General features: G+C 72.1%; 22 protein-coding genes. 14 read left to right on the plus strand and 8 right to left on the minus strand.

From position 1 onward, the window contains the following. The first annotated feature begins 74 nt into the window (after nucleotides 1–74). Both G569_RS0124655 and G569_RS0124660 read left to right on the plus strand, forming a co-directional pair. Nucleotides 75–2,945: a helix-turn-helix transcriptional regulator gene (locus tag G569_RS0124655; protein ID WP_028065401.1), complete on the plus strand. Its 2,871-nt coding sequence runs from the start codon at nucleotides 75–77 to the stop codon at nucleotides 2,943–2,945. A 78-nt stretch (nucleotides 2,946–3,023) separates the two neighbouring features. Beyond that, the gene (locus G569_RS0124660) at nucleotides 3,024–3,551 is read left to right on the plus strand and encodes a hypothetical protein (protein WP_028065402.1); all 528 of its coding nucleotides are present in this window, start codon (nucleotides 3,024–3,026) and stop codon (nucleotides 3,549–3,551) included. Between the two features lie 5 nt (nucleotides 3,552–3,556). Here G569_RS0124660 and G569_RS0124665 read toward each other — a convergent pair whose 3' ends face one another. Further along, the gene (locus G569_RS0124665; RefSeq protein WP_169542233.1) at nucleotides 3,557–4,294 is read right to left on the minus strand and encodes an FHA domain-containing protein; all 738 of its coding nucleotides are present in this window, start codon (nucleotides 4,292–4,294) and stop codon (nucleotides 3,557–3,559) included. A 41-nt stretch (nucleotides 4,295–4,335) separates the two neighbouring features. On the opposite strand from G569_RS0124665, the gene G569_RS0124670 reads away from it, so the two are divergent. Beyond that, nucleotides 4,336–5,211, plus strand: a complete 876-nt coding sequence (locus G569_RS0124670) for an NAD(P)-binding protein (RefSeq protein WP_084285512.1) — start codon at nucleotides 4,336–4,338, stop codon at nucleotides 5,209–5,211. 1 nt (nucleotide 5,212) lies between these two features. Here G569_RS0124670 and G569_RS0124675 read toward each other — a convergent pair whose 3' ends face one another. The 5 genes from G569_RS0124675 to G569_RS0124695 are packed head-to-tail and all read right to left on the minus strand — an operon-like array spanning nucleotide 5,213 to nucleotide 10,141. Beyond that, complete coding sequence (locus G569_RS0124675; RefSeq protein ID WP_028065405.1) at nucleotides 5,213–5,806, minus strand: hypothetical protein; 594 nt, start codon at nucleotides 5,804–5,806, stop codon at nucleotides 5,213–5,215. A gap of 18 nt (nucleotides 5,807–5,824) precedes the next feature. Then, nucleotides 5,825–6,391, minus strand: coding sequence for an HD domain-containing protein (locus tag G569_RS51275; RefSeq protein ID WP_053226937.1), 567 nt, complete (start codon nucleotides 6,389–6,391; stop codon nucleotides 5,825–5,827). 46 nt (nucleotides 6,392–6,437) lie between these two features. Continuing rightward, the gene (locus G569_RS0124685) at nucleotides 6,438–8,372 is read right to left on the minus strand and encodes a hypothetical protein (protein WP_028065406.1); all 1,935 of its coding nucleotides are present in this window, start codon (nucleotides 8,370–8,372) and stop codon (nucleotides 6,438–6,440) included. A gap of 45 nt (nucleotides 8,373–8,417) precedes the next feature. Continuing rightward, nucleotides 8,418–9,710 (minus strand): MFS transporter, encoded by a 1,293-nt coding sequence (locus tag G569_RS51280; protein WP_053226938.1) that lies wholly within the window; start codon nucleotides 9,708–9,710, stop codon nucleotides 8,418–8,420. Next, nucleotides 9,707–10,141, minus strand: a complete 435-nt coding sequence (locus G569_RS0124695; RefSeq protein ID WP_028065407.1) for a MarR family transcriptional regulator — start codon at nucleotides 10,139–10,141, stop codon at nucleotides 9,707–9,709. The genes G569_RS51280 and G569_RS0124695 overlap by 4 nt, the downstream gene beginning before the upstream one ends. Before the next feature lie 47 nt (nucleotides 10,142–10,188). Here G569_RS0124695 and G569_RS0124700 point away from each other — a divergent pair, with 47 nt between their 5' ends. The 6 genes from G569_RS0124700 to aspS all read left to right on the plus strand — a co-directional run bounded on the left by G569_RS0124700 (nucleotide 10,189) and on the right by aspS (nucleotide 15,988). Beyond that, a complete protein-coding gene (locus G569_RS0124700) occupies nucleotides 10,189–11,115 on the plus strand; it encodes an aminopeptidase (RefSeq protein WP_028065408.1) in 927 nt (308 codons plus the stop codon). Beyond that, the gene (locus G569_RS64005; protein WP_306765226.1) at nucleotides 11,115–11,897 is read left to right on the plus strand and encodes a glutamate formiminotransferase; all 783 of its coding nucleotides are present in this window, start codon (nucleotides 11,115–11,117) and stop codon (nucleotides 11,895–11,897) included. Before G569_RS0124700 ends, G569_RS64005 begins: the two co-directional genes overlap by 1 nt. A gap of 5 nt (nucleotides 11,898–11,902) precedes the next feature. Continuing rightward, entirely contained in the window at nucleotides 11,903–12,265 is a 363-nt protein-coding gene (locus tag G569_RS0124710; protein ID WP_028065409.1) for a hypothetical protein, read from the plus strand. Between the two features lie 3 nt (nucleotides 12,266–12,268). Further along, entirely contained in the window at nucleotides 12,269–12,904 is a 636-nt protein-coding gene (locus G569_RS0124715; RefSeq protein WP_028065410.1) for an MBL fold metallo-hydrolase, read from the plus strand. Between the two features lie 67 nt (nucleotides 12,905–12,971). After that, nucleotides 12,972–14,216 carry a histidine--tRNA ligase gene (gene hisS, locus G569_RS0124720; protein ID WP_028065411.1) on the plus strand — a complete coding sequence of 415 codons (1,245 nt, stop codon included), beginning with the start codon at nucleotides 12,972–12,974 and terminating at the stop codon, nucleotides 14,214–14,216. Next, nucleotides 14,213–15,988, plus strand: a complete 1,776-nt coding sequence (aspS, locus tag G569_RS0124725) for an aspartate--tRNA ligase (protein WP_028065412.1) — start codon at nucleotides 14,213–14,215, stop codon at nucleotides 15,986–15,988. The genes hisS and aspS overlap by 4 nt, the downstream gene beginning before the upstream one ends. On the opposite strand, the gene G569_RS58850 is transcribed toward aspS, so the two are convergent. After that, nucleotides 15,978–17,156, minus strand: a complete 1,179-nt coding sequence (locus tag G569_RS58850) for a hypothetical protein (protein ID WP_053226940.1) — start codon at nucleotides 17,154–17,156, stop codon at nucleotides 15,978–15,980. The two genes, aspS and G569_RS58850, sit on opposite strands and share 11 nt — an antisense overlap. A gap of 114 nt (nucleotides 17,157–17,270) precedes the next feature. Here G569_RS58850 and G569_RS0124735 point away from each other — a divergent pair, with 114 nt between their 5' ends. From G569_RS0124735 to G569_RS0124745, 3 genes are read left to right on the plus strand one after another with little or no spacing between them, the layout of a single operon-like run. After that, a complete protein-coding gene (locus tag G569_RS0124735; protein ID WP_157592284.1) occupies nucleotides 17,271–18,323 on the plus strand; it encodes a hypothetical protein in 1,053 nt (350 codons plus the stop codon). A gap of 12 nt (nucleotides 18,324–18,335) precedes the next feature. Then, a complete protein-coding gene (mnmA, locus tag G569_RS0124740; RefSeq protein WP_053226941.1) occupies nucleotides 18,336–19,757 on the plus strand; it encodes a tRNA 2-thiouridine(34) synthase MnmA in 1,422 nt (473 codons plus the stop codon). 51 nt (nucleotides 19,758–19,808) lie between these two features. Continuing rightward, nucleotides 19,809–20,738, plus strand: a complete 930-nt coding sequence (locus G569_RS0124745; protein ID WP_169542234.1) for a type IV toxin-antitoxin system AbiEi family antitoxin domain-containing protein — start codon at nucleotides 19,809–19,811, stop codon at nucleotides 20,736–20,738. Here G569_RS0124745 and G569_RS0124750 read toward each other — a convergent pair. Next, nucleotides 20,683–21,204 carry an NUDIX domain-containing protein gene (locus G569_RS0124750; protein ID WP_028065467.1) on the minus strand — a complete coding sequence of 174 codons (522 nt, stop codon included), beginning with the start codon at nucleotides 21,202–21,204 and terminating at the stop codon, nucleotides 20,683–20,685. The two genes, G569_RS0124745 and G569_RS0124750, sit on opposite strands and share 56 nt — an antisense overlap. Before the next feature lie 24 nt (nucleotides 21,205–21,228). On the opposite strand from G569_RS0124750, the gene alaS reads away from it, so the two are divergent. Both alaS and ruvX read left to right on the plus strand, forming a co-directional pair. Further along, nucleotides 21,229–23,853 carry an alanine--tRNA ligase gene (gene alaS / locus G569_RS51295; RefSeq protein ID WP_037498892.1) on the plus strand — a complete coding sequence of 875 codons (2,625 nt, stop codon included), beginning with the start codon at nucleotides 21,229–21,231 and terminating at the stop codon, nucleotides 23,851–23,853. Then, nucleotides 23,850–24,254 carry a Holliday junction resolvase RuvX gene (gene ruvX / locus G569_RS51300; RefSeq protein ID WP_037498895.1) on the plus strand — a complete coding sequence of 135 codons (405 nt, stop codon included), beginning with the start codon at nucleotides 23,850–23,852 and terminating at the stop codon, nucleotides 24,252–24,254. The genes alaS and ruvX overlap by 4 nt, the downstream gene beginning before the upstream one ends. The last annotated feature ends 10 nt before the right edge of the window (nucleotides 24,255–24,264 follow it).

Consider the following 24,264-nt stretch of genomic DNA (forward strand, 5'->3'; position numbering starts at 1 on the left):
ATACGGTCAGGGAGGGGTTAACCTCCGTCAAGGTAGGGGTGACAGATCCCCGCGGCGCGGTATAGGGTTCGCGCGTGTCCCAGCGGATCACGAGCCCGCGCCTGATCGGCCGCGAGCCCCAGCTTCAACGCCTGCGTGAGCTCTATACCCGCGCGGCGGCAAAGAGGTTCACCCTCGCGCTGATCAAGGGTGACGCAGGGATCGGCAAGTCGCGCCTCGTGGACGAGTTCGAGGCACCCGACGCACTCCTCTTGCGAGGGAGCTGCTTCCCGATTTCGGGTGAGGAGGCTCCGTACAGCCCGCTCGTCGCCGCGCTGCGCGACGTGCCCGCCGAGCGCCTCGACGCCGCGGCCGGCCGGCTCCCGGAGTCCCTGATCGCCGAGCTCGCGATCCTGCTTCCGGCCCTCGCCCCCCAGGCCCCGGCCGCCCGCGACGGCTCGCGCGGAGCGCAGGGCCGGCAGTACGAGTACCTGCTCGAGCTGCTCGCGCGGCTGGCCGACGAGACGCCGGTGGTCCTGATCGTCGAGGACATCCACTGGGCCGACCCTTCGACGCTGGACTTCCTGTCATTCGTGGCGCGCAACGCGCGCCATGAACGGGTCCTGCTCGTCGCCACCCACCGGCTGCACGACGGCGGCGACCTGCAGGCGCTCGAGCGCTACGTGGACCAGCTCGAGCGCTGCCAGGCCGTCGAGACGATCGTGCTCGGCCCGCTCACCGAGGATCAGGTGAGCGAGCAGATCGAGGCCATCCTGCAGCACCCGGCCGACCACTCGATCACCCGCCGCATCACCGCCCGCACGCAGGGCAACCCGTTCTTCGTCGAGGAGCTGATCGCCCAGGGCGACACGGCCGAGACGCCGCTTCCGGCGGGGCAGGCGGCGACGCTGCTCGAGCGCGTCAGCACCCTCAGCCCGCGGACGCGGCAGATCCTGCAGGTGCTCGCCGCGTTCGGCCGCGCGATCGAGCACGACGTGCTGGCGCAGGCGGCCGGAATCGAGGAGCCGGAGCTGTCCGCCTTGCTGCGGACCGCCGTCGACGCGCACGTCATCCACGCGGACGGTGCCACACTGACGTTCCGCCACGCCCTCACCCGCGAGGCGGTCTACGACGCGCTGCTCCCGGGAGAGCGCGAACGCCTGCACGCGGCCGTGGCGCGGGCGCTCTTCGAGCGGCCTGACATCACCGACGCCGCCGAGCTCGCGGTCCAGTGGCGTGCCGCCGGCGAGCCCGCCGCGGCGCTCGCCGCGTCCGTCGAGGCCGCGCGGGCCGCGGCCGGCATGTACGCGTACAGCGAGGCCGTGGAGCACTACACGGCCGCGGTCGCGCTCTGGCACTCCGCCGAGGCCGACGCGACGGACCTGGACCGCGCCGCGATCCTGCTCGACGCGGCCGACGCCGCCTACCGGGCGGGCGTGGACGACCTGCCGATCAAGTGGTGCGAGCTCGGATTGGCGGCGCTCGGGGAGAACCCGGACCCACGTCGCGCCGCCACGTTCTTCGAGCGGCTCGGTCGCTTCCAGGATCACCACCTGGACAAATCGCTGTTGTACTACAACGAGGCCCTGCTCCGGCTCGACGAGGCCCCGAGCGCCGAGCGCGCCCGCATCCTCGGCGACGAGAGCCTCACGCTCACCTTGAGCGTGCGCTGGACCGAGGCGCGGGATCGTGCCGAGCGTGCCCTCGAGGTCGCGCAGGAGGCGGGTGCCACTGCCGAGGAGGGCTTCGCGCGGTCGGTCCTCGGGCTCGTGCTGGCGTACCTCGGGGAGTTCGAGACGGCCGAGGCGCACCTGGACGAGGCCCGGCGGATCGGCGAGGCGCTCGACCGCCCGGAGGAGGCCACCCGGGCCTACGTGCACCTGGGCGAGATCCGTCGCCTGCGCGGGGACCTGCCGGGCGCGCTGGAGGTCATGTCCGATGGCCTGTCGGCGTCACGTCGGCTCGGGGTCGAGGCCTCCTACGGCCGCTACTTCGCGCTCAACGCCGCCGAGGACGAGTTCGAGCTGGGCCACTGGGACGCGGCGCACGAGCGGATCGACCGGCTCGCGGGCGCGTCGCTGACCTGGAGCGAGACGCTTCTGAAGCTGACCGTCTCGGGCCAGCTCGCGGCGGGGCGGGGCGACTTCGAGAGGGCCCGCGCCTGGCTCGACGAGGCCAGTGGGCAACTGCGCGAGTCGTCGGCGACGGAGTGGACGGCCTACGTGGGCGCCTGCGTGATCGAGCTGTTGCTGACGGCGGGGGAGACCGAGGAGGCGCTGGCGACCGCCACCGCCGAGTTGGAGCGTGTGCGGGGGCGCGAGGAGCAGCTCTACACACCCGCGCTGGTCGGCGTCGCGGTGCGGGCGGCCGCGGACGCCGGTGACGCGCTCGACGCCGAGCGTCACACGGCCTGGCTGGAGGGCTTCCTCGACGACGCCGCGCCCCCGACGGCGCACGCGCACCTGGCCGGGGCGCGCGCGGAGTGCGCCCGCGCCCGCGGGGCGTCGTCGGCCGAGCAATGGGGCCGCGTCGCGAGCGCCTGGGCGCGGTTGGAGCATCCGTACCGGGCCGCATACGCCCGCGTCCGCGAGGCCGAAGCCCGGCTCGCCGACGGCGACCGCGAGGAGGCGGCCCGCGCGCTGTCGCAGGCGCTCACGGTCGCCGACGCCCTCGGCGCGACCCCGCTCAGGAAGTGGGCCGACGGCCTCGTGTCCCGCAAGCGGCTCCGCCGCGCCGTCGATACCCGGCTCGAGTCCACCGGCCCTGAGGAGCGCTTGACGCGGCGCGAGCGACAGGTCCTCGTGCTCGTCGCCGAGGGCCGGACCAACCGGCAGATCGGCGAGGCGCTGCACATCACCGAAGGAACCGCCGCCCTGCACGTCTCGCGGATCCTCAGCAAGCTGAAGGTCAAGACGCGCGGTCAGGCGGCGGCGATCGCCCGCAGCACCGGGCCGGTCGACGTGTGAGAGATATGGCTCCGGGCGGCGATATATATGCACTTCGTGTGATGGCAGGAAACGCCCCGTCACATAGCGTCGCCGGGCATGAGCCTGCCCGCCGCCATCGAGTGCGATGACGCGCTGATCGTCTTCGAAGGGCCGCGCCGGATCCGTCGTCGGACCGCCACGGGCTTAGAGCTGTGGCCTGACGCGGCGGCGGCGGAGGAGGTCCGGGACCGCATCGAGACCGGGCGCCCGATCCTCGTGATCCTCGGCGGCGCGCAGGCGGAGGCGACGGTCCTGACGGAGCAGTTCGCCGAAGCCCCGCCGGCGTTGGCGAAGCTCGCGCACGCGCTCGCGAGCGACCTGTCGCCGCTCCCGGTACCCGCCCTGGACTGGCTGCCGAGCGAGGTGCGCGACCGCGGCCTGCGCTTCCTGATGGCCAGCACGTTGCACGCCCGCCGCACGCCGGCGCTGCTGTGCCCGGCGCTGGCGCTCGACACCCTCGACGTGACGTGCCCGCACGTGCGGTTCGCGCACCTCTTCCGGGACGGCGTGCAGACCGAGCGCGAGCTGTCGCACGTCGTCGCCTACGCGTTCGCGGACGTGACGCCGCCGAGGCTGGCGCGATGAGCGGTCTAGCCGTAGTCGCCCGCGTCGAGCAGGTAGCGCTTCGCGAGCCCGACGAGGTTCGCGCGGTTCTGCTCCTTCGTCCCGTTCAGGTCGTAGCGCCGGTACATGTCGCTGAGCAGGTCGCTCACACGCTCGGGGCCGATCGGCGGCTTCAGCCGGCCCGCGATCTCCGCGTTGCTCGGGGTGGCCGGGTACCCGCCCGGATCGTCGAAGAACGGCCGGCAGAGCTCGACCAGCACCTCGCGCTGGCGGACGGTGGGCTCGGGCAGCAGGTCGCGGTCCGAGGTGCGGCCCTCGTCGAGCGGCACGCCGCCGATCAGGATGTAGCGCTCGCGCGCGAGCCGCACGTCGTGGTCGCCGGCGTCGAGTTGCGCCGGGCGGGCCGGGACGCGCGGCGCGGCACGCCACTCGCCGACCTCCAGCGCCACGCCTCCGCGCAGCCGCACCTGCCGGTGCTCGGTGCCGTGCCTGGAGTCGACATCGCGCAGGTAGACGCAGATCGCGGGCGGATCGGTGTGCTCGCGCATCGTCACCTCCGCGTGCTCGCGGGAGACCTCGCGGTGCGCCGGGAACGTCACCGTCCCGGTGACCCGCCCCACCGTCGCCGGAGCCCCCTGGCTGAGCTCGTGCACCTGCAGCGTGCCGTCGGCGTCGCGCCACGCGACGTAGGGCCGTCTGTTCGCCGCCTGGGCGAGCCGGGCGACCTCGGCGGCTCCCGCCGGGCGCAATGGTTCACGAGTCACACGCGCACAGTACGTCATCAGCGATCAGTTGAGGAGAAACGATGAGGATCGCGATCGTCGGAGCCGGACGGACAGGGCTGTCCGCCGCGCACCTGCTGGGCGAGGACCCTCGCCACGAGACATCCGTATTGGAGACCCGCGCGCGATTCGGAGGGCCGGTGGCCCAGCTGTTCCGCCTCGGCGTCACGTTGCGCCACACCGCGCAGGTCGAGCGGCTCGCCGTCGATGTCACGGGCGCCGACCTGTGGATCAACGGCGTCGCCGAGCGCTTCGACCTCGCGCTCGTGACGACCTCGCCGGCGGAGGCGCGGGCGCTGCTCGTCCGTTCCGGCATCAGCCGGTGCGCCGGATCGATGCCACTGTGCAAGCGCGTCTACTTCGCCGTCGATCCGGAGGACTCCGCGCACGCCGCGCTCGCCCGGATCGCCGCGGACCACCCCGGCGTGCGAGCGCCGCAGGACCACCCGCCGAGCGACCCGCGCGTCGCGGGCGCCCTGCGCTCGCTCGCGCGGCGGGCCGGCGGCGCCGCGATCGACTACGTCGACCTCAGCGGTCATGCGTGGCCGCTCGACGTGCCCGCGGTCTACGTCGCCAACCAGCGGTGGCTCCTCGACGTCGTGCCGTGCGACTTGATGGTGCGGAGCTTGCGGAGCAGCTCCGCCGCGTTCGTGGTCGATGGCCGCCTCCCGCAGGGACGCGGAGCGGCCATCGCCGCGCTGGCGGTCAACGCGCCGATCGTCCCGATCGCCGCGGTCGACCGCCCTGCCGGCACGCGGATCCGACGGTCCAGGGTCCGCGTCGTGATCGGGGAGGTCTTCTACCCGGAGACGTCCTCGGTCGACGAGCTCGCCGAGGACATGCGTCTGGTCGTGCGGCATCTCGAACGCCTCGCCGGCGAACCCGCGACGATCAGGTGAGTCAGCTCGCGTCGAAGCGGTGCGCCGCCGCGAGGCGGTCCAGGGCGTCATGGCCGACGCACGCCAGCCCGTACGGCGCACCCACCTCGAGCAGGTACTCCCACAGCTCCGGTCCGCGCTCGGCGGGGAGGAGGACCTCGTAGCAGCCGAGCGCCTCCTGGATCACGGTCCCGGACGGGTTGAGGTCGATCTCCATCAGCAGCTCTTTGGCGCGCGGCCCGATCAGGCCGATCGCGGCGTACGCCGACGTTCGCAGCGTGGCGGTCAGGCCGTCGATCCGCCCCAGCAACCCCGAGCACGCGGCGACGTGCTCGTGCTCGAGGCGGGCGAGCGCGCGGTCGGCGGTCACGAAGGAGCACCAGGCGTACTCGCCGACGGCGACCAGCGCGCCCTCGACGACCGTGGGCGCCCCGCGCAGCTCGAACGTGTCACGGTCGGAGCGGTCGGCCATCCCGACGGCGCGCAGGCACACGGCCTCTTCGGCGCCGACGGACCCGAAGTGGGCGGGTACGCGGCGGCCGTGGCGCGAAGCCATCGCCGCTCCGTGGTTGCGGGCGACGGTCTCCAGCGGGCTCGACGCGGTCGGCGTGCTCACGTCATCGCCAATCTAGCGTCACTGCGGCGGCAGCGTACGCAGCGCCCACAGCTCGAACGCGAGCTGGTCGACCATCGGCTGGTCGTCGCCGACGGCCAGCAGCTGGGTCAGGCTGGCTTCGTAGTGCTCGAGCTTGAGCACGTTCTGCGGGTCGACCAGCACCGAGGGGTCGTGCGCGGCCTGCGCGCGCAGCTCGCGGGCCTTGGAGATCTTGTCGGCGGTGTAGACGGCGCGCGCCTCCGGGCCGGCGGCGCACGCCCGCGCCCGCAGCTCGGCCTTGCGTTCGCCGTAGTCGGCGATCGAATCGTCCTCGCTGACCGAGTCGACGATCGTCGCCACCCGCTCTCCGAACCGCTCGCCCACGTCGGCGACGCTCGCCTCGGTGTTCTCGACGAGGTCGTGGAGCACGCCCGCGACGATCACGTCGTCGTCGAACCCGCGCCCGTAGAGCAGCGAGGCGACCTCGAGCGGGTGCAGGACGAACGGCGCACGGTCCACCGAGCGCACCTGATCGCCGTGCAGGTGCGACGCCCAGGCGACGGCCGCGAGCACGGTCGGTCTGCCGTCGGCGAAAGGTGGCTCCATGAGCGCGACGCTAGCGCGAACCACTTTCCCGCGCCCTGTCCGGTCTCTAACCGGAAACAAGTGCCCTGCAGCGGGCCGGGAGCGAGCGTCGCACCCTGCGTCCCGGCGCCGCGACGCCCTTGAGCCTGAAGCCCTGGCCGAGCGTCTCGGTGAACGATCCGCCGACGGCAGCGGGGCCGGCCAGCGTGGAGAACGACCCCTCGAGCGTCTTCGAGACCCGCAGGGTGAACGCCAGGCAGAGTCGTGCCCGCCGCGCGCCCGTCGCGACCACGACGCCCTTGGCCGTTCCCGTGCCGCCCGTCATCGCGATGTCGTAGCGCGCCCGCCAACTCCCGTGGGCGAACGCGCGGAACGCCCTGCCCGCGCGCGGTGCCGAGCCGGCGAAGCGGCCGGATGCCCGCGCGCCGCGCTCGCGCGTCGTCGCACCGGAGCGTGTGACCGTGCCGCGCGTCGAAGCCGTCGTCGTCATCGTCGCGCGGAAGGTCGCCTTGGCCGCGGCGACGCTCGCGGCCGGGCACGACGTCGGGGTCGCCGGCCCGAACTTCTGGACCCGCGAGGAGTCGAGCACGTAGAGGTTCGCCGCGCAGTCGCCGGCGACGCCGATCGGACTCTGGTAGCGGCCGTTGGTCGTGCCGGATGAGCCGAAGGCGTACGTCAGCACGCCGGCGGTGTTGAACATCTCGATCCGGTCGTTGCCGGTGTCGGTGACGAACACCCGCGCGGCCGAGTCCACGCCGATCCCCTCCGGCAGCGAGAACTGACTGTCGCCCGTCCCCGCGCTGCCCCACGCGGTCAAGAGCACCCCGGCGCCCGTGTACTTGCTCACCTGCGCGGCCGCCCGGCTCACCGCGTAGACGTTGCCGTCGGCGTCGGTGGCGACGCCCACCGCGCCCGCGGCCCACTGGCCGGCCGCGGCGCCCGCCGACGTGAACTTGGCGATCCGCGCGTTGCCGGTGTCGGCGACATAGACGTTCCCGGCGTGGTCGGCGGCGATCCCGGTGGGGGAGGAGAGCGAGCCGAACGACGTGACGAACCCACCCGTGGCCGTGTACTTCTCGACGCGGCCCAGCTGCCGGTTGACGACGAACACGGTCCCGTCCGGGCCGACGGCGACGCCGTACGCGTACCCCTCCAGCGTCCACGAGCCGAGGAGCGCGCCGCCGGAGCTGAAGCGCTGCACCCGCCCGAGCTCGCCCGGGTTGTCGGTCACGTAAACGGTCCGCGCGGGGCTGACGGCGATCCCACGCGGGTTGGTGAGCTCGCCCCACGCGAGCAGGAAGCCGAGCTCCGGGCCGGGGTTGTGGTAGATCGACAGCGCGACCTCGTTGGACGGCTCCCCGATCGCGCCGCCGGAGTCGACCGCCGCCACCACGTAGCGGTAGAGCGTGCCGCCGACCACGTCCTCGTCGAACACGAACGACGCGCCCGTGCGCGTGAGCTCCGCGTAGGCGCCATCAGGCGTCGTGCGGCGGTACACGACGTACTCGCGCGCCTCGGCAACCCCGTCCCAGTCGAGCTTGATGCTGTCGAAGAAGTGGCTGACCCGCAGCACCGGGGCGCCGAGGCGCGGGCGCGGCGGTGGAGGAGCCGGGACCGCGGAGGCGACCACCGACGGCGGGCTCTCGTTGCCGGCGGCGTCGCTGGCCGTGACGCGGTAGAGGTAGGTCGTGCCGTTGGCGAGCATGTAGCCGTCCATCAGGCCCGGCTCGAGCGTCGTGCCGATGTTCGTGAACGGCCCGTCGGCGCTCGTCGCCCGGTAGACGTTGAAGACCGAGAGATCCGGCTCCCCGCCGCCCTTCCAGCTGAGTGTCACCCGCCGGTCGCCGGCGACGGCGACGACGTCACGCGGGGTCGCGGGCGCGACGTCGTCGAGCGCGTACCCGCACAGCCCGAGCGAGCAGACGAACCACTCGCGCGGGTCGCACGCGCTGAGCGAAAGTCCCAGTGCCAGCGCCATCACGATGGTCGCGAGCCGTCTCATATTGTCTTCGAGCTGACACTACGCCCGCTCGCGGGCGCGGTGCAACTAGCCGACGCGATCGCGCGCGTACGCCACGAGCCGCCGTGGCGCGCGGATGCGGCCGCCGTGGGGGCGGCCGCGGACCGGCTCGACGTCGCCCGCCTTCGCGTACCAGACCCACGCGGCGACGCCCGCGGCCAGCGCGGCCACGGCGCCCGCGAGCAGCCCGGCGCGTGGACCCGCGGCGCCCGCGAGCCAGCCGACGAGCGGCGCGCCGATCGGCGTCGACCCGAGGAAGACGACGCTGTAGAGCGCCATCACACGCCCGCGCATCTGCGGCTCGACCGCGATCTGCAGCGAGGAGTTCACGCCGGCGGCGAACGTGACCGACGCGGCGCCCAGCGGGACGAGCGCGAGGATCTGCAGCTCCAGGGTCGGCGCCGCCGCGGCCAGCAGCATCGCCACGCCGAACAGCAGCGAGGAGCCCACCAGAAGCTTCGGCGTGACCCGGCCGCGGGCGCCCGCGGCCAACGCGCCGGCGACCGAACCGAGGCCCATCGACGCCGTCAGCAGCGCGTAGGTCGTCGCGGTGCCGTGCCAGGTGAAGTCCGCCAGCAGCGGCAGCAGCACCTGGAAGTTGAAGGAGATCGTCCCGACCAGGGCCATCATCAGCAGCGGGATCAGCAGCTCGGGTGTGCCGCGCACGTAGCGCAGCGCCTTCTTGACCTCGCCGGGCTTGCGGACCGCCGGCTTGGGCGTCTGCAGCTCGCGCGGGTTCATCGTCCGCAGCGCGATGAACATCGCCAGGAACGAGAACGCGTTGACGAGGAAACAGGGCGCGATGCCGATCAGCGCGATCACCGCTCCCGCCAACGCGGGACCGAGGATGCGCGAGGAGTGCACGACGACGCTGTTGAGCGCCACGGCGTTGACGACGCGGTCCGGCCCGACCATCTCGACCACGAACGACTGGCGCGACGGGTTGTCGATCGCCAGCACCGACCCGCGGACGAGGACCAGCGCGAGCACCATCCACGGCTCCGCCGCCCCGGAGGCGGCGAGCGCGAAGAGCGTCAGCGCCGGCACGACGAGCGCAAGCTGCGTGTAGGTGAGCACGCGGCGCTTCGGCAGCCGGTCGGCCAGCAGGCCGCCCCAGGCGCCGAACAGCAGGATCGGGAGGAACTGCAGGCCCGCGGTGAGGCCGACGAGCGAGCCGGACCCGGTGAGCTTGACCATCAGCCACATCTCGCCGACGGTCTGCATCCAGTTGCCGGTGATCGAGGCGAGCTGCCCGCCGAAGTAGCGGCGGTAGTTCGGGACCTTCAGTGACGAGAACGTCCGCGCGACGGCGGGACTCACTCCTCCCCCTCCTCGAGCACGCGCTCGAGGATGCCGGCGGCACGATCCAGCACAACAAGCTCTTCGGGGCTGAGGCGGTCCAGGCGCTCAGCGAGATACAGGTCCTTGCGCTCGCGCGTGCGGGCGAGCAGCGCCTCGCCCGCCTCGGTCGCGGCGACAAGGGAGGAGCGGCGGTCGGCGGGATCGGCGGCGCGGGCGATCAGCCCGGCCTCTTCGAGCCGCGCCAGGACCCGCGTGGCGGTCGGGCGCTGGATCTTCTCGCGCGCGGCGAGCTCTGACGGCGTCAGCGGGCCGTGGCAGGCGATCGTGTTCAGCGCGGCGCCCTGGGTGGGGCTGAGGTCTCCGCCGGCCTGCTGGCGCATCCGCCGCGCGAGCCGGGCGATCACCGGGCGCAGGCGATGAGCGAGATCGGTCGTGGAGATGGTTTGCATTGCTAATTAGCTTAGCGAACGAATTCGGGCTGCCAGGATCAGGCGGCATGAGACAAGCCGCAGAGGCCGTGGTGCGGGACTCGCTCGGTGTGCGCGCGGGGGAGACCGTGCTCGTGATCGCCGACACCGGGACGCAGGCGATCGGCGAGGCGCTGAGGGCGGCGGCGTCGCACGCGGGCGCGGAGGCCGTGCTCGCCCTGATGGACCCGCGCGAGCGCTCCGGGCAGGAGCCGCCAGAGGCGATCGCCGCCGCGCTGCTGCACTGCGACGTGTTCATCGCGCCCACGACCGCCTCGCTCAGCCACACGCAGGCGCGCAAGGCCGCGACCGAGCGCGGCGCCCGCGGCGCCACGCTCCCGGGCGTGACCGAGGACCTGCTCACCCGCCTGATGACGGCTGATCTCGACCTGATCAAACGCCGCTCGGACGCCGTCGCGCACCTGCTCACCGACCACGACGAGGCCCGCCTCACCTGCCCGCGCGGCACGGACTTCACGTTCGACCTGACCGGTCGCGCCGGCGTCGCCGACGACGGGCAGCTCGCCACCGCCGGCGCGTTCGGGAACCTCCCGTGCGGCGAGGGCTTCGTCTCGCCGCTGAACGGGCACGGGCGCCTCGTCGTCGCCAGCCTCGCGGGGATCGGCCTCGGCCACGGCGAACTGACGGTCGAGGGCGGGCGCTTGATCGCCGCGACCGGAGACGAGGGCGAGAAACTGCTCGAGACCCTGCTCGGCGCCGGCGAGCTCGGCACCAACCTGGCGGAGCTCGGCGTCGGGACCAACGAGCAGGCGACCCTCACCGGCAACGTGCTCGAGGACGAGAAGATGCTCGGCACCGTGCACATCGCGTTCGGCGCGAGCATGGGGATCGGCGGGACGGTCTCCGTGCCGGTCCACCTGGACTCGGTCGTGCTCGAGCCCACGCTCCACATCGGCGACGTCCCCGTGATCGAGAGCGGCACATTCCTCCTCTGATCGCCGTCCCCAACGTCTCCGAGGGCCGCGACCAGGAGGCGATCTCGGCGATCGCGAAGGCGTTCGGCCAGGGCCTGATCTATGACTCGAGCGACTGGGACCACCATCGGTCGGTCTACACGCTCGTGGGGGAGCCCGGGAAGCTCTACGAGGCGGTTCTCGGCGGGGCGCGCGAGGCGATCGAGCGCCTGGACATCACCGGGCACGCGGGCCTGCACCCGCGCGTGGGGGTGGTCGACGTCGCCCCGATCGTCTACCTGACCGAGGAGCAGCGCGGCGCGGCATGCGCGGAGGCGCTCGTGCTGGCGGAGGAGCTCGGGCGGCTCGGCGTTCCCGTCTACCTCTACGGCGACCTCGGGGGCGGCCGGACCCGCGCGGAGTTGCGCAAGCCCGGCGGGCTGGACGGGCTCGCGCCCGACTTCGGCCCCCCCAGCCACCCCACCGCGGGGGCGACGCTCGTCGCGGCGCGGCCGCCGCTGGTGGCGTTCAACGTGACCATCGACGCCGAGTTGGCCACGGCGAAGGAGATCGCGAAGGTGCTGCGTGAAGAGCTCGACGTGCGCGCGCTCGGCCTCCAGCTCACCGACGGCGTGCAGGTCTCGACCAACATCGAGGACCACACGCGGGTGACCGCCGCCGATGTGGTCGCGGCGGTCCGCGGGCATGCGCGCGTGACCGGCGCCGAGCTCGTCGCGCCCGCCCCGCGCGCCGCGCTGAACGACTTCCCCGAGGACGTCCCGCTCCGCGGCCCGAAACCGCTCGAAGATCATCTACTCTCGTAGGGGCAATGGCCCAGACGAAGCGCAAGAGGCGGACGAAGCACCGCGGCAACGCCGCCGGTTCGATCGAGGCGCGTGGCCGTACCGGCCGCAAGCCCACCGCGGAGGAACAGAAGAAAGCCGGTCGCCAGTCCGCGCGTGACCGCCGGGCGGCCAAGCCGCCGAGCTGGAACAGCGCGGCGCTGAAGGCCGGCGCGATGGCGGTCCTGCTGTTCATCCTCACGCAGGTCGGGATCCTGGGCAACACCAACACGAGCATCCAGCAGGGCCTGTTCCTCGCGCTGCTCGCGCTGGTCATCTACACGCCGCTGGCCTACACGACCGACAAGTGGGTGTACGGCCGCATGCTCAAACGCCAGGGCAAGAAGTAGGCGATGGAGGCGCGGTGGCTGACCGTCGGGCCGGTCCAGGAGAACACCTGGATCGCCCGCCAAGAAGGCGCGCCGGCAGCGCTCCTGATCGATCCGGGTGACGAGCCGGACACGCTGTCCGCGGCGCTCGACGAGCTCAAGACGAGCGTCGAGGCGATCCTGATCACCCACTGCCACTTCGACCACGTCGGCGCCGTCGCCGAGATGGCGCGCCGCACCGGCGCGCCGGTCTACTGCCCGGCGGGCGAGGTCTTCATCCTCGAGAACATCAACGACTACGTGCGCTTCCCGGGCTTCGGGCCGTTCGAGTCCTACACGCCCGAGCACACGGTCAAGCACGGCGACACGCTGCAGCTCGCGGGCTTCGAGATCGACGTGATCGGCACGCCGGGCCACAGCATCGACCACGTGACGTACAGCATTCCCGCCGAGAAGGCGATCTTCTCCGGTGACGTGCTCTTCCAGGGCTCGGTCGGGCGCACCGACCTCCCGGGCTCGGACCACGCGACGTTGATGGCCTCGATCGCGCGGCTGCTCGACACGCTGCCCGCCGAGACCGGTGTGCTTCCGGGTCACATGAACCCGACCACGCTCGGAGCCGAGCGCACCAGCAACCCGTTCCTGCACGAACTGGCGTGAACGAGCCCGGAGGCCCCGCTGCGGGGGACCATGCGTGCGGTTTCGGGCATCCCGGGTGTGTTCCTGAATGACTGATCGCAAGTTCCAGACGCCGCCGGGCACGTCCGACGTGCTGCCGGAGACCGCCGTCGCGCGCGAGCGGCTCGAGGCGGCTGCGCGCAAGATCTTCGACCGCGCCGGTTACGGCCGGATCGAGACGCCCACCTACGAGGCGACCGAGCTGTTCGCCCGCGGCGTGGGCGAGGCGACGGACGTCGTCCAGAAGGAGATGTTCACCTTCGAGGCCGACGACCGGTCGTACACGTTGCGGCCGGAGGGGACCGCGCCGACCGTGCGCGCCTACATGGAGCACGGGATGCACAAGCTCCCGCAGCCCGTGAAGCTCTGGTACCTGTCGAGCTTCTTCCGCAAGGAGACGCCGCAGGCCGGCCGCTACCGGCAGTTCTGGCAGGTCGGGGTGGAGGCGATCGGCTCCGCGGATCCCGCGGTCGACGCCGAGGTGATCCTGCTGCTCGCCGAGCTGCTGGAGGCGCTCGGCGCGCGTGACGTCGAGCTCGTCATCGCCTCGCTCGGCCAGCCCGAGCACCGCGCCGCGTACCGCGATGAGCTGACCGCGTACCTGCGCGCCAACGAGGACCAGCTGTCGGAGGAGGTCATCTCGCGGATCGACCTCAACCCGCTGCGGGCGTTCGACGCCAAGCACGAGCCGACCCAGCGGGTGATGGCGAAGGCGCCGCGGCTGATCGACCGGCTGCCGCAGGAGGACCTCGACCACTTCGCGTCCGTCCAGGACCTGCTGCGCGCCGCGGATCTCTCCTACACGGTCGACACGACGCTCGTGCGCGGCCTGGACTACTACACGCGCACGCTCTTCGAGTTCAAGTCGGGCGCGCTGGAGGCCGCGCAGAACACGCTCGGCGGCGGCGGGCGCTACGACGGCCTGGCCGAGGTGCTCGGCGGGCCGGCGACGCCCGGGGTCGGCTGGGCGGCCGGCGTGGAGCGGATGCTGATGGCGGCCACGCAGGCGCCGCAGGTCGAACCGGCCGTGGACCTGTTCGTCGCCTACGAGCCGGCGCACAAGGTCGACGCGTTCAAGCTCGCCGCCGACGCGCGCCGCACCGGGCACAGCGTGAGACTCGAACTCGCCGGGCGCAGCGTCAAGGGCCAGCTCAAGCAGGCGTCGCGCATCCGGCCCCGCTACGTTGCCATCTTCGGCGACGACGGCGTCCAGCTTCGCGACCGCGACGGCGGGGAGGACAAGCTCGTCGCGCCCGAGACCGTCATGCACCACATCCGGGGGAACATCCTTTGAGACCACCACGCGCGAACCCGTACCGCGACGCCTGGGCCGGTGAGCTCGACGCCGCACGCGTCGGCGAGCAGGTACGCGTGGCGGGCTGGGTCAATCGCCGCCGTGACCACGGCGGCGTGATCTTCATCGACCTGCGCGACCGCTCCGGGATCGTGCAGCTGACGTTCCATCCCGAGTCGCCGTCGTTCGCGCTGGCGGAGGCGCTGCGGCCGGAGCACGTGTTGTCGGCGGTCGGCGAGGTCGTCCGGCGCGAGGAGCGCAACGTCAACCCGAACATCAAGACGGGCGAGATCGAGCTCTCGGTCGCGGCGGCCGAGCATCTGGCGGAGTCGCTGACCCCGCCGTTCGCGATCGATGAAGACTCGCCGGTCGACGAGATGATCCGGCTGCGCAACCGCATGCTGGACCTGCGCCGGCAGGGCATGCAGGAGACGATGATCCTCCGGCACACGATCAACCGGGCGATCCGCGACTACCTCAACGCGAACGACTTCCTCGAGATCGAGACGCCGATCCTGACGCGCTCCACCCCCGAGGGCGCGCGCGACTTCCTCGTTCCGGCGCGACTGTCCCCGGGGGCGTTTTACGCCTTGCCGCAGTCGCCCCAATTGTTCAAACAGCTTTTGATGATGTCGGGGTACGAGCGCTACTACCAGATCGCTCGCTGCTTCCGCGACGAGGATCTGCGCGCCGACCGGCAGCCCGAGTTCACCCAGCTCGACCTCGAGATGGGCTTCGTCGAGGAGGAGGACGTCCTCACGACGATCGAGGGTCTGCTGACCCGGGTGTTCGAGGCGACCGGCTTCAACACGCCTCCGGCGCCGTGGCGGCGGATGGGCTACGACGAGGCGATGCTCAAGTACGGCTCCGACAAGCCGGACCTGCGGTTCGGGCTGGAGATCGCCGATCTCGGCGCGGCGGTCGCCGACACCGAGTTCCGGGTCTTCCGCGGGGTGATCGACGGCGGCGGCGTGGTGCGGGGCTTCAACGCGGGCGCGCGCGAGGCGTCGCGGGCGGTCGCTGACCAGCTGACCGAGGTCGTCAAGCGCTACGGCGCGGGCGGACTCGTGTGGGCGGTCGTGCAGGAGGACGGCACCTGGCGCTCGCCGGCGGCGAAGGCGCTGAGCGACGAGGACCGCTCGAAGATCGAGCAGGCGCTGGGCGCCTCCGCGGGCGACCTCCTGCTGATCGTGGCCGATGCGAACCCGTCGGTCGCCGCGACTGCGCTGGGCGAGCTGCGGCTCGAGGTCGCGCGGCGCTACGACCTGATCCCCGAAGGCCGCCACGAGCTGCTGTGGGTCGTGGACTTCCCGATGTTCGAGTGGAACCCGAACGAGCAGCGCTGGGACGCCCTGCACCACCCGTTCACGGCGCCGCTGGGCTCGTTCGACGACCCGGGCGCGCTGCGGTCGCGCGCGTACGACATCGTGCTCGACGGCTCGGAGATCGGCGGCGGGTCGGTCCGTATCAACCGCCCCGAGGTCCAGCAGCAGGTGTTCAACGCGCTCGGGATCTCCGAGGAGGAGGCCGACGCTCGCTTCGGCTTCCTGCTCGAGGCTTTGAAGTACGGAGCGCCGCCGCACGGCGGACTCGCGCTCGGCATCGACCGCATCGTGGCGATCGTCGCGGGCCGGGACTCGATCCGCGACGTGATCGCGTTCCCGAAGACCGCCTCGGGCTCTGACCCCCTGACCGGCGCGCCGGCCGCGGTGGACGCGGGCCAGCTCGCCGAGGTCGGGGTTCGGTTGACGGTCCCGCCGCCTACTTCTTGATGCGGACCGCGCGGGTGGTGACGGTCTTCGTCCCGCCCGCGTTGGCGCCGGTCACCGCGCAGGTCAGCTTCTTGCCGCGGTCGGCCTTGCGGACGGTGTAGGTCTTCTTGACCTGGCCCTCGATCGACTTGCCGTTGCGCTTCCACGCATAGGTGAGCTTGGGCGCGCCGGTCCACGTGCCGGCCGAGCAGGTCAGGCGCTTCCCGACCCGCGCGGTGCCGGTCAGCGCCGGGCCCTTGCCCGCCAGTCTGGGCTTTGCCGTCGGCGTGACCGTCGGCGTCGGCGGCTGCGGGGAGACGGGCGGGGCAGAGGCCGAGTACGCGACGCTGAAGCTCAGCCAGGGCTCGTTGGGCTCCGTGCTCCACTCCTCGTTGCCGGCGTCGCCGACGCCGAGCCGGAACCGCGCATTGACGCCGGAGGGGATGCCCAGGTCGTTGGGGCTCGCGCTGAGCGTGAAGCCCGTCGCGCCGAAACTCGCGATGGGCAACTGCCGTTGCTGGTCGTTGGCCCACTGCTGCTTGCCCGGGTTCCACGGAGTCATCGACACGCCGCGGGTCGAGAAGTTCAGCGCGAGGTCCTCACCGTTGGTGCTCCCGGTCGCGGCGTTGCCGTCGGCGTCCAGGTACATCACGGCGTTCGGCGGCAGCCGGTCGCTCGTCGCGAAGACCGCGCTGATCGACAGCGTGCAGGTCGCGTCCATGCGCACGACGACCTCGGCGAGGTCGGGGGAGATGCCCTGGTTGTCGCCGAGCCGGTCCGCGAGGTGGACCTCGGACGGCGTCGACGAGGCACAGGCGCCCGGCGTGGCCGCCGGCGGCTGCGTGGACGTGGTCTCCGGGTACGGGTCGCTCAGCGCGCCCATCCGATACCCCTCGACGCTGACGACCTCGACCAGGCAGATGAGCTGGCTGCCGATGTCGTCGGCGGTCACGACGTGGGTGCTGCCCGTGTCGATCCGCTGGCTGCCGCGGCCCCAGCTCTTGGTGATCGAGGCGAGCGAGTACGCCCATTCGCCATCGCTGCAGCTCAACGGCTGCCCGACGGCGTATGTGCCGGAGATCACCGGGCGCTTGATGCCCCAGAAGGGCGGGTCGGCCGCGTGCGCGTTGGCGGGGATGAACGCGAGCACGACGGCCAGCGCCGCGCCCGTCCAGAAATGCTTGAGCATCGCTCAGCAATCTAGTGGCCCCGACCGCGCGCGCTCGCTCGGACATGCGTCCAGGGTCGGGTCGGCACCCCATACGCCTCAACCTGCAGGCCGCTGATGCCGATTGTCTGGTTCGTGAGCCAGATCTCCCAGCCCGTCCGCATCCTTCTCATCGGCGCCGTCGTGTTCCTTGCTGCCTGGTTCACGCTTCTCCGGCCGAAGGGCGAGACCGCCGTGCCGCCTGTCACGACGAGCACGACCACCACCCCGGCCGCCACCTCGACGCCGCAGACCGGCCTCGGCAAGGCCGTCGACGCCGCCAAGAAGGCGGCGGGCGTCAAGCCCGAGGCGACCGCCACGGCGACGCCGACCACCGGCACCGCGACGACGACCACGCCCGAGACCAAGCCCGAGAACGCCGCGATCACGGCCGTTCCGAAGGACGTCCTCGCCAAGCTCCCGAAGAAGGTCGCCGGCGCGTTGACCGACCGCAAGGTGCTCGTGCTGGGGGTGCTGAGCGAGGACGCCAAGAGCTGGCGCCCGCAGGCCGACGACGACCGCTACGTCCGCAACGCGCTCAAGCGCACCAACCGTTACGAGGGCGACGTCGTCGTCAAGACGGTCGCGCTCGACAAGCTCTCCACCTACGGTGCGCTGGTCAACGACCTCCACGTCACGCAGAGCCCGAGCATCGTGGTCATCGACCGCAACCTGAAGGGCACGGTCCTGACCGGCTACGTCGACCGGGTCGCGATCAACCAGTCGATCGCCGACGCCCGCCGCGACAGCATCACCCCGAACATCACGGACACCTACCTGCGCAAGGCCAACTCGCTCTGCGGGCACTACGAGACCCGCGTGGACCGCTGGTCGCTCCCGACGGTCGACGGCCGCAAGGCCGAGGTCAAGTCGCTGCAGCGCTTCAAGGCCATCCTCACCGCCTACGGGCACCGGATCGCCGCGCTGGACACGCCCGCCAAGTACAAGGGCCTGCGGACGCTGTGGCTCAAGAACGAGCGCGCGCGCCGGGTCGCCTGGGACAAGGTCATCAAGGCGCACAAGACGGGCACGGGCTACGGCAAGACCAACGCCGCGATCGCCTCCTTCGGCGATGTCTACAGCCACAAGCTCAACACCCGCTTCAACGAGCTGGGCCTCACCGACTGCGCGGTGGCGCGTACCTCCTAGACTCGGCGGTCCATGGACCGCGAGCGTTTCACTGAGCACCTCGCCGCGCCCATGGGGCGCGGCGTCGTGCTTTCCGAGGGCTTCGACGGGCACGCCGGCGGCGCCGTCTGCGGCGATCTGATCCGTATCTCCGTGTCGGTGCGCGGCGATCGCGTGATCGCGTGTGGGTTCGATGCGTCCGGTTGCGGCGCTCTGACCGCGGCGGGCAGCGCGGCGGTCACGCTCGTGTCCGGCGAGCTGCTGCTGGACGCGGCGCGGGTCGGTTCGCGGGAGATCGCCGAGGAGCTCGGCGGGCTCTCGCCGGGCAAGCTGCATGCGGCCGACCTGGCCTCGGACGCGCTGCACCGCGCGTTGGGGGCGGCCGCGCGGACGGCCGACGTGCCGGCGTCGGGCCGCACGCTGGTGGCGATGAGCGGGGGCGTGGATTCGGCGGTCGCGGCGCTGCTGTGCGGGTCGGACTCGGTCGCGGTCACGTTGGAGCTGTGGCGGGACTCGGAGAACGACGCCGAGGCGTCCTGCTGCTCGGCGGACGCGGTCCGGCTCGCCCGCTCGGTCGCCCACCGCATGGGGCTGCCGCACTTCACGCTGGATCTGCGGCCCGAGTTCCGGGCAGGCGTCGTCGAGCCGTTCCTGGCGGGCTACGCGGCGGGGGAGACCCCGAACCCGTGCGTGGGCTGCAACGGCCACGTGCGGCTGGACGCGATGCTCGACCTCGCGACGCGGCTCGGCTGCGCGTCTTTGGCGACCGGCCACTACGCGCGGGTGACCGACGACGGCCTGCTGCGGGTCGCGGCGGATCCGGCCAAGGACCAGACGTACATGCTCTCGGCCCTATCACCCGCTTCGCTCGCCCGGATGCGGTTCCCGTTGGCGGAGTTGACCAAGGCCGAGGTGCGGACGCTGGCTCTGGAAGCCGATCTCCCGGTGGCCAAGCGGCCGGACTCTCAGGATCTCTGTTTCCTGGCCGGCGTGGGCAAGGCGCGGTTCCTGGCGCGGCACGCTGCTTTGGAGGACGCCCCAGGTGAGATCGTGTCTGTCTCCGGAGACGTGCTCGGCACCCACGATGGCTTCCACCACTTCACCGTCGGCCAGCGTAAGGGCCTCCGCGTCCAGTCGGAGGACCCGCTCTACGTCCTGCGCACCGAGGCTGCCTCCAACCGGGTCGTCGTCGGCTCCCGCGAGGCGCTCGCCGTCCGCCGTGTCCCGGTCCGCGGCGCCCGCCTGCACCGCCCCGGCTGCGAGGTCGACGCCGTCCGCCTGCGCTACCACTCCCGCGCCGTGCCCTGCCGCGTGGCGGGCTCACCGGACGCCGGCACCCACCGCTCGCTCGAGCTCGAACTCGACGAACCGTTCCACGGCGCCGCCCCGGGCCAATCCGCCTGCCTCCTCCGGGGCGACGTGATCGTCGGTTGGGCGACGATTTCGGCACAGTAAAGACGCAAACGCGTCTTGTTCCGTCACAGCCGCCCGGGCGATCCTGCCCGGGTGAGCCGAAATCGTCAGGCAAGGCCAGACCAAACCGGCTCACCCGACGAGCGGGCCGCGCGGATCGCGGCTGCGCAGTGGGGGGTGGTCGACAACGCGGAGCTCTGGGCGTGCGGCTTGACGCGCGACGCGATCATGCGCCGTTGCCGGAGCGGGGCGATCCGCGAGGTGCACCGCGGCGTGTACGCCTGGGGTCACGACGGGCTGACGTGGCGCGGGCGCTGCCTCGCCGCGGCGAAGGCCTGCGGGCCGAAAGCGGGCCTGAGCCACCACGCGTGCTGCGCGGCCTGGCGGCTGATCGAGCTCGACGAGGACCGCCCGATCGACGTCACGATCCCGATGCGCGGGGCGCGCGAGATTCCGGGCGTCGTGATCCACCGGACGCGCGTTCCCTTCGAGGTGATGCGGCTGGACGGCATTCCGGTGACCACACCCGCGCGCGGCCTGCTGGACCTGGCGTCGGTCGCGACCTACGAGTTCACCCGCCGGGCCGTGCGCGAGGCGATGGCGCGCAACCGGGCGAGCATCCGCGATCTCACCGCCGTGCGGGGCCGCAAGGGCGGGAAGATCCTGACGCGCATCCTCGCCGACGGCCACACGCCTACGCGCTCGGAGCTGGAGGACGCGTTCCTCGACCTCGTCGAACGGGGTGGGCTCGTCAAGCCGCTCGTCAACCAGCGCAACCACGGGCGGGTGCCGGACTTCCGCTGGGGCGAGCTGGTGGTCGAGGCCGACGGGGCGCAATGGCACGACCACAAGCTCGCCCGCGAGGACGACCTCGAGCGCCAGGCCGAGCTCGAAGCGCACGGGTTCCGGATCGTCCGGGTGACGTGGAAGCAGGTGATCGGGCGGCCGGCGCAGACGCTCGCGCGGCTCAGGGCCGCCGGAGCACCAGATGCCACGCCGCGATCGATGCCGCGTCCTGGATGACGTTCTCGTCCACCATCCGCTCGACCTCCGCGACCGGGAAGCGGCGGGCGACGATCCCGGCCTCGGTCGGCTCGGGCGCCATGTCGCCCTGCGTGAGCTCGGTCGCCCGCCAGACGTGGAACGGCTGGTTGGCGATGCCGTAGGCGTAGAAGAGCCGGCCGAGGTTCTCCATCCGCCCGGCGCGCAGCCCCGTCTCCTCGGCGAGCTCCATCCGCGCGAGCTCCTCGGCGGCGACCTCCCCGTCTTCGAAGGACCCTTGGGGGAACTCCCACATGCGCTCCCCGACGAGGTACCGGTACTGCTCGACCAGCCAGACGCCGTCGTCGTCGACGGGGACGATCACCGTTCCCGGCCGCTTCTCGATCCACCCGTACAGGCCGGCCGACCCGTCGGAGAGCTCGGTGATGTCCTCATGGACCCGCATCCAGCGGTTCTCGTAGACGACTCGCGAAGACGTGGCACGCACGCCGCGCAGCCTAGACTCACCGACGTGACCTCCGACGAGATCCGTGACCGCTACCTGAGCTTCTTCGAGAGCCGAGACCACAAGCGCCTGCCCTCCGGTTCCCTGGTGCCGGCCGAGCACGATCCGTCGGTCCTGCTCACGACCGCGGGCATGCACCCGCTCAAGCCGTACTTCCAGGGCCGCGAGAAGCCCCCGCACCACCGCCTGACGAGCTGCCAGAAGTGCTTCCGCACGCCGGACATCGACAAGGTCGGCCTGACCACGCGCCACCTGACGTTCTTCGAGATGCTCGGGAACTTCTCGATCGGCGACTACTTCAAGCAGGGCGCGGTCGAGTTCGCGTGGGAGCTGAGCCTGGAGGGCTTCGGGTTCAACAAGGACGACATCTGGGTCACGGTGTTCGAGGGCGACGAGGAGCTCGGCCTCGGCCCGGACGAGGAGGCGATCGAGGCGTGGCTGGCGATCGGCGTGCCGCGTGAGCGGATCGTCGGCTGCCCGCGCAGCGAGAACTTCTGGCAGGCCGGCCCGACCGGTCCGTGCGGGCCGTGCAGCGAGCTCTACCTCGACCGCGGGCTGGACTTCGGCAAGGCCGACGACCTCCCGGGCGGCGAGAACGAGCGCTTCCTCGAGTACTGGAACCTCGTGTTCATGCAGTTCGAGCAGAACCCGGTCAACACGCTGACGCCGCTGCCGGCGCAGAACATCGACACCGGCCTCGGCCTGAACCGGATGGCGCTGATCAAGCAGGGCGTCACGAGCATCTTCGACACGGACCAGTTCGTGCCGCTGATCGGGCTCGGCGAGCAGCTCTCCGGCAAGCGCTCCGGGTCGAGCCCCGAGGTCGACCGCGCGCTGCGCGTCCTCGCCGACCACACCCGCGGCATGAGCTTCCTGATCGCCGACGGCGTCGTCCCGTCCAACGAGGACCGGGGCTACGTCCTGCGCCGCCTGATGCGGCGGGCGATCGTGCAGGGGCGGCAGATCGGCATCGAGCCCGGCTTCCTGCCCAAGTACGCGGAGGTCGTCCGCGAGACGATGGGCGGCCACTACGGCGAGCTGCTCGAGCAGGCCGACACGGTCGACATGTGGCTGAGCACCGAGGAGGAGGCCTTCAACCGCACGCTCGAGTCCGGCCTGCGGATGCTCGACGACGTGATCGCGAAGGCCCAGAAGGCGGGCGAGGAGGGCATCGGCGCCGATGAGGCCTTCAAGCTGCACGACACGTTCGGCTTCCCGTTCGACCTGACGCTCGAGCTCGCGGCCGAGCGCGGCGTGGGCGTCGACGAGCAGGGCTTCGAGGACCTGATGGAGGACCAGCGCACCCGCGCGCGGGCGAGCGCCGGCCGTGAGGGCGGGGAGGACGCGCGCGAGAAGCTGCGCGTCTTCGCCACGAACGCCGGCGAGCCCAGCGTCTTCACCGGCTACGAGACGACCGAGCAGGCCACGGCCGTGGCGTCCGTGACCGTCGAGAACGGCCGCACGCTGGCCAAGCTCATCGAATCGCCGTTCTACGCCACCGGCGGCGGCCAGGTCCACGACGACGGCGTGATCGAGTGCGAGGACGGCGGCTGCGCGGCCAAGGTCGTCGACGTCGTCCGCCTCGGCGACGACCAGGCGCTCGTGCTGGAGCCGATCAAGGGCGCGCTGCACGAGGGGGAGCGGGTCGTCGCGCGGGTCGACCGCCACGCCCGCCGCGCCACCGAGTGCAACCACACGGCGACGCACCTCCTGCACGCCGCGCTGCGCGAGCGCCTCGGCACCCACGTCCGCCAGGCCGGCTCCTACGTGGGCCCGGACAAGCTGCGCTTCGACTTCACCCACGGCGCGCCGCTCAGCGACGAGGACCGCCGGTGGGTCGAGGACCGCGTCAACGCGATGGTCCTGGAGAACCAGCCGGTCCGCGCGCTCACGACGACGCTCGACGAGGCCAAGTCGCTCGGGGCGATGGCGCTGTTCGGCGAGAAGTACGGCGACGTCGTGCGGATGGTCGAGGTCGGCGCCGGCGACTGGTCGCGCGAGCTGTGCGGCGGCACCCACGTGCGCGCCACGGCCGAGATCGGCGTCTTCAAGATCACCCAGGAGACCTCCAGCGCCGCCAACGTGCGCCGGATCGAGGCGATCACCGGCCCGCTCGGCATCGAGCTGCTGCGCAAGCACGACCGCGAGCTGACCGCGGCCGCCGTGGCGCTGCGCACGCAGCCGGACGCGGTGGCCGACGTCGCCGCGGCCCAGGTGGCCAAGCGGCGCGAGCTCGAGAAGGCTCTCGAGAAGGGCGCGACCGCCGAGGCCAAGCCGGCCGAGGTGATCGACATCGACGGCATCCGCGCGGTCTTCGAGATTCGCGAGGTCCCGAACCCGAAGGCATTGCCGGATCTGGCGGATCGCCTCAAGAACGAGCTCGGCGACCCCGCGGTGGTCGTGCTGGGCGCTCCCGGCGAGGGCCGCGCGTCGCTGCTCGTGGCCGCGACGCCCGGCGCGATCGAGCGCGGCGTCAAGGCCGGCGCGATCGTCAAGGTCGCCGCGGCGGCGGTCGGCGGCGGCGGTGGCGGGCGCGACAACATGGCCCAGGCCGGCGGGAAGGACCCCGACAAGCTGCCGGACGCCCTGGCCGCGGCCCGCGCGGAGATCGAGCGCGCGCTGGGCGTTTGAGGGTCGTCGCCCTCGACTACGGCTCGGCGCGCTGCGGCGTGGCGGTCAGCGATCCGACGGGAACGCTGGTCACGCCGCGCGACCCGGTCCTGAACCCCGCGACGAAGAAGGGCTTTCAGCGCCTGAAGGCGGTGATCCGCGAGCTCGAGGCCGAGCGGGTCGTCGTCGGGCTGCCGCTGTCGCTCTCGGGCGGCGACTCCGCTCAGACCGTCGAGGTGCGCGAGTTCGCGGCGCGGCTGGCGCGCGCGATCGAGGTCCCGGTCACGCTCTACGACGAGCGATTCACCACGTCGCTGGCGCTGCAGGCGGGCGGAACGGGGTCCCTGGACTCGCGCGCCGCAGCGACCTTATTGGACGAATGGCTAAGTCTGCCGATTAGAGAGGAGAACCCGCCCCTGTAGTCCGGAGACT

It is taken from the genome of Solirubrobacter soli DSM 22325, assembly GCF_000423665.1.
Classification (GTDB): Bacteria; Actinomycetota; Thermoleophilia; order Solirubrobacterales; family Solirubrobacteraceae; genus Solirubrobacter; species Solirubrobacter soli.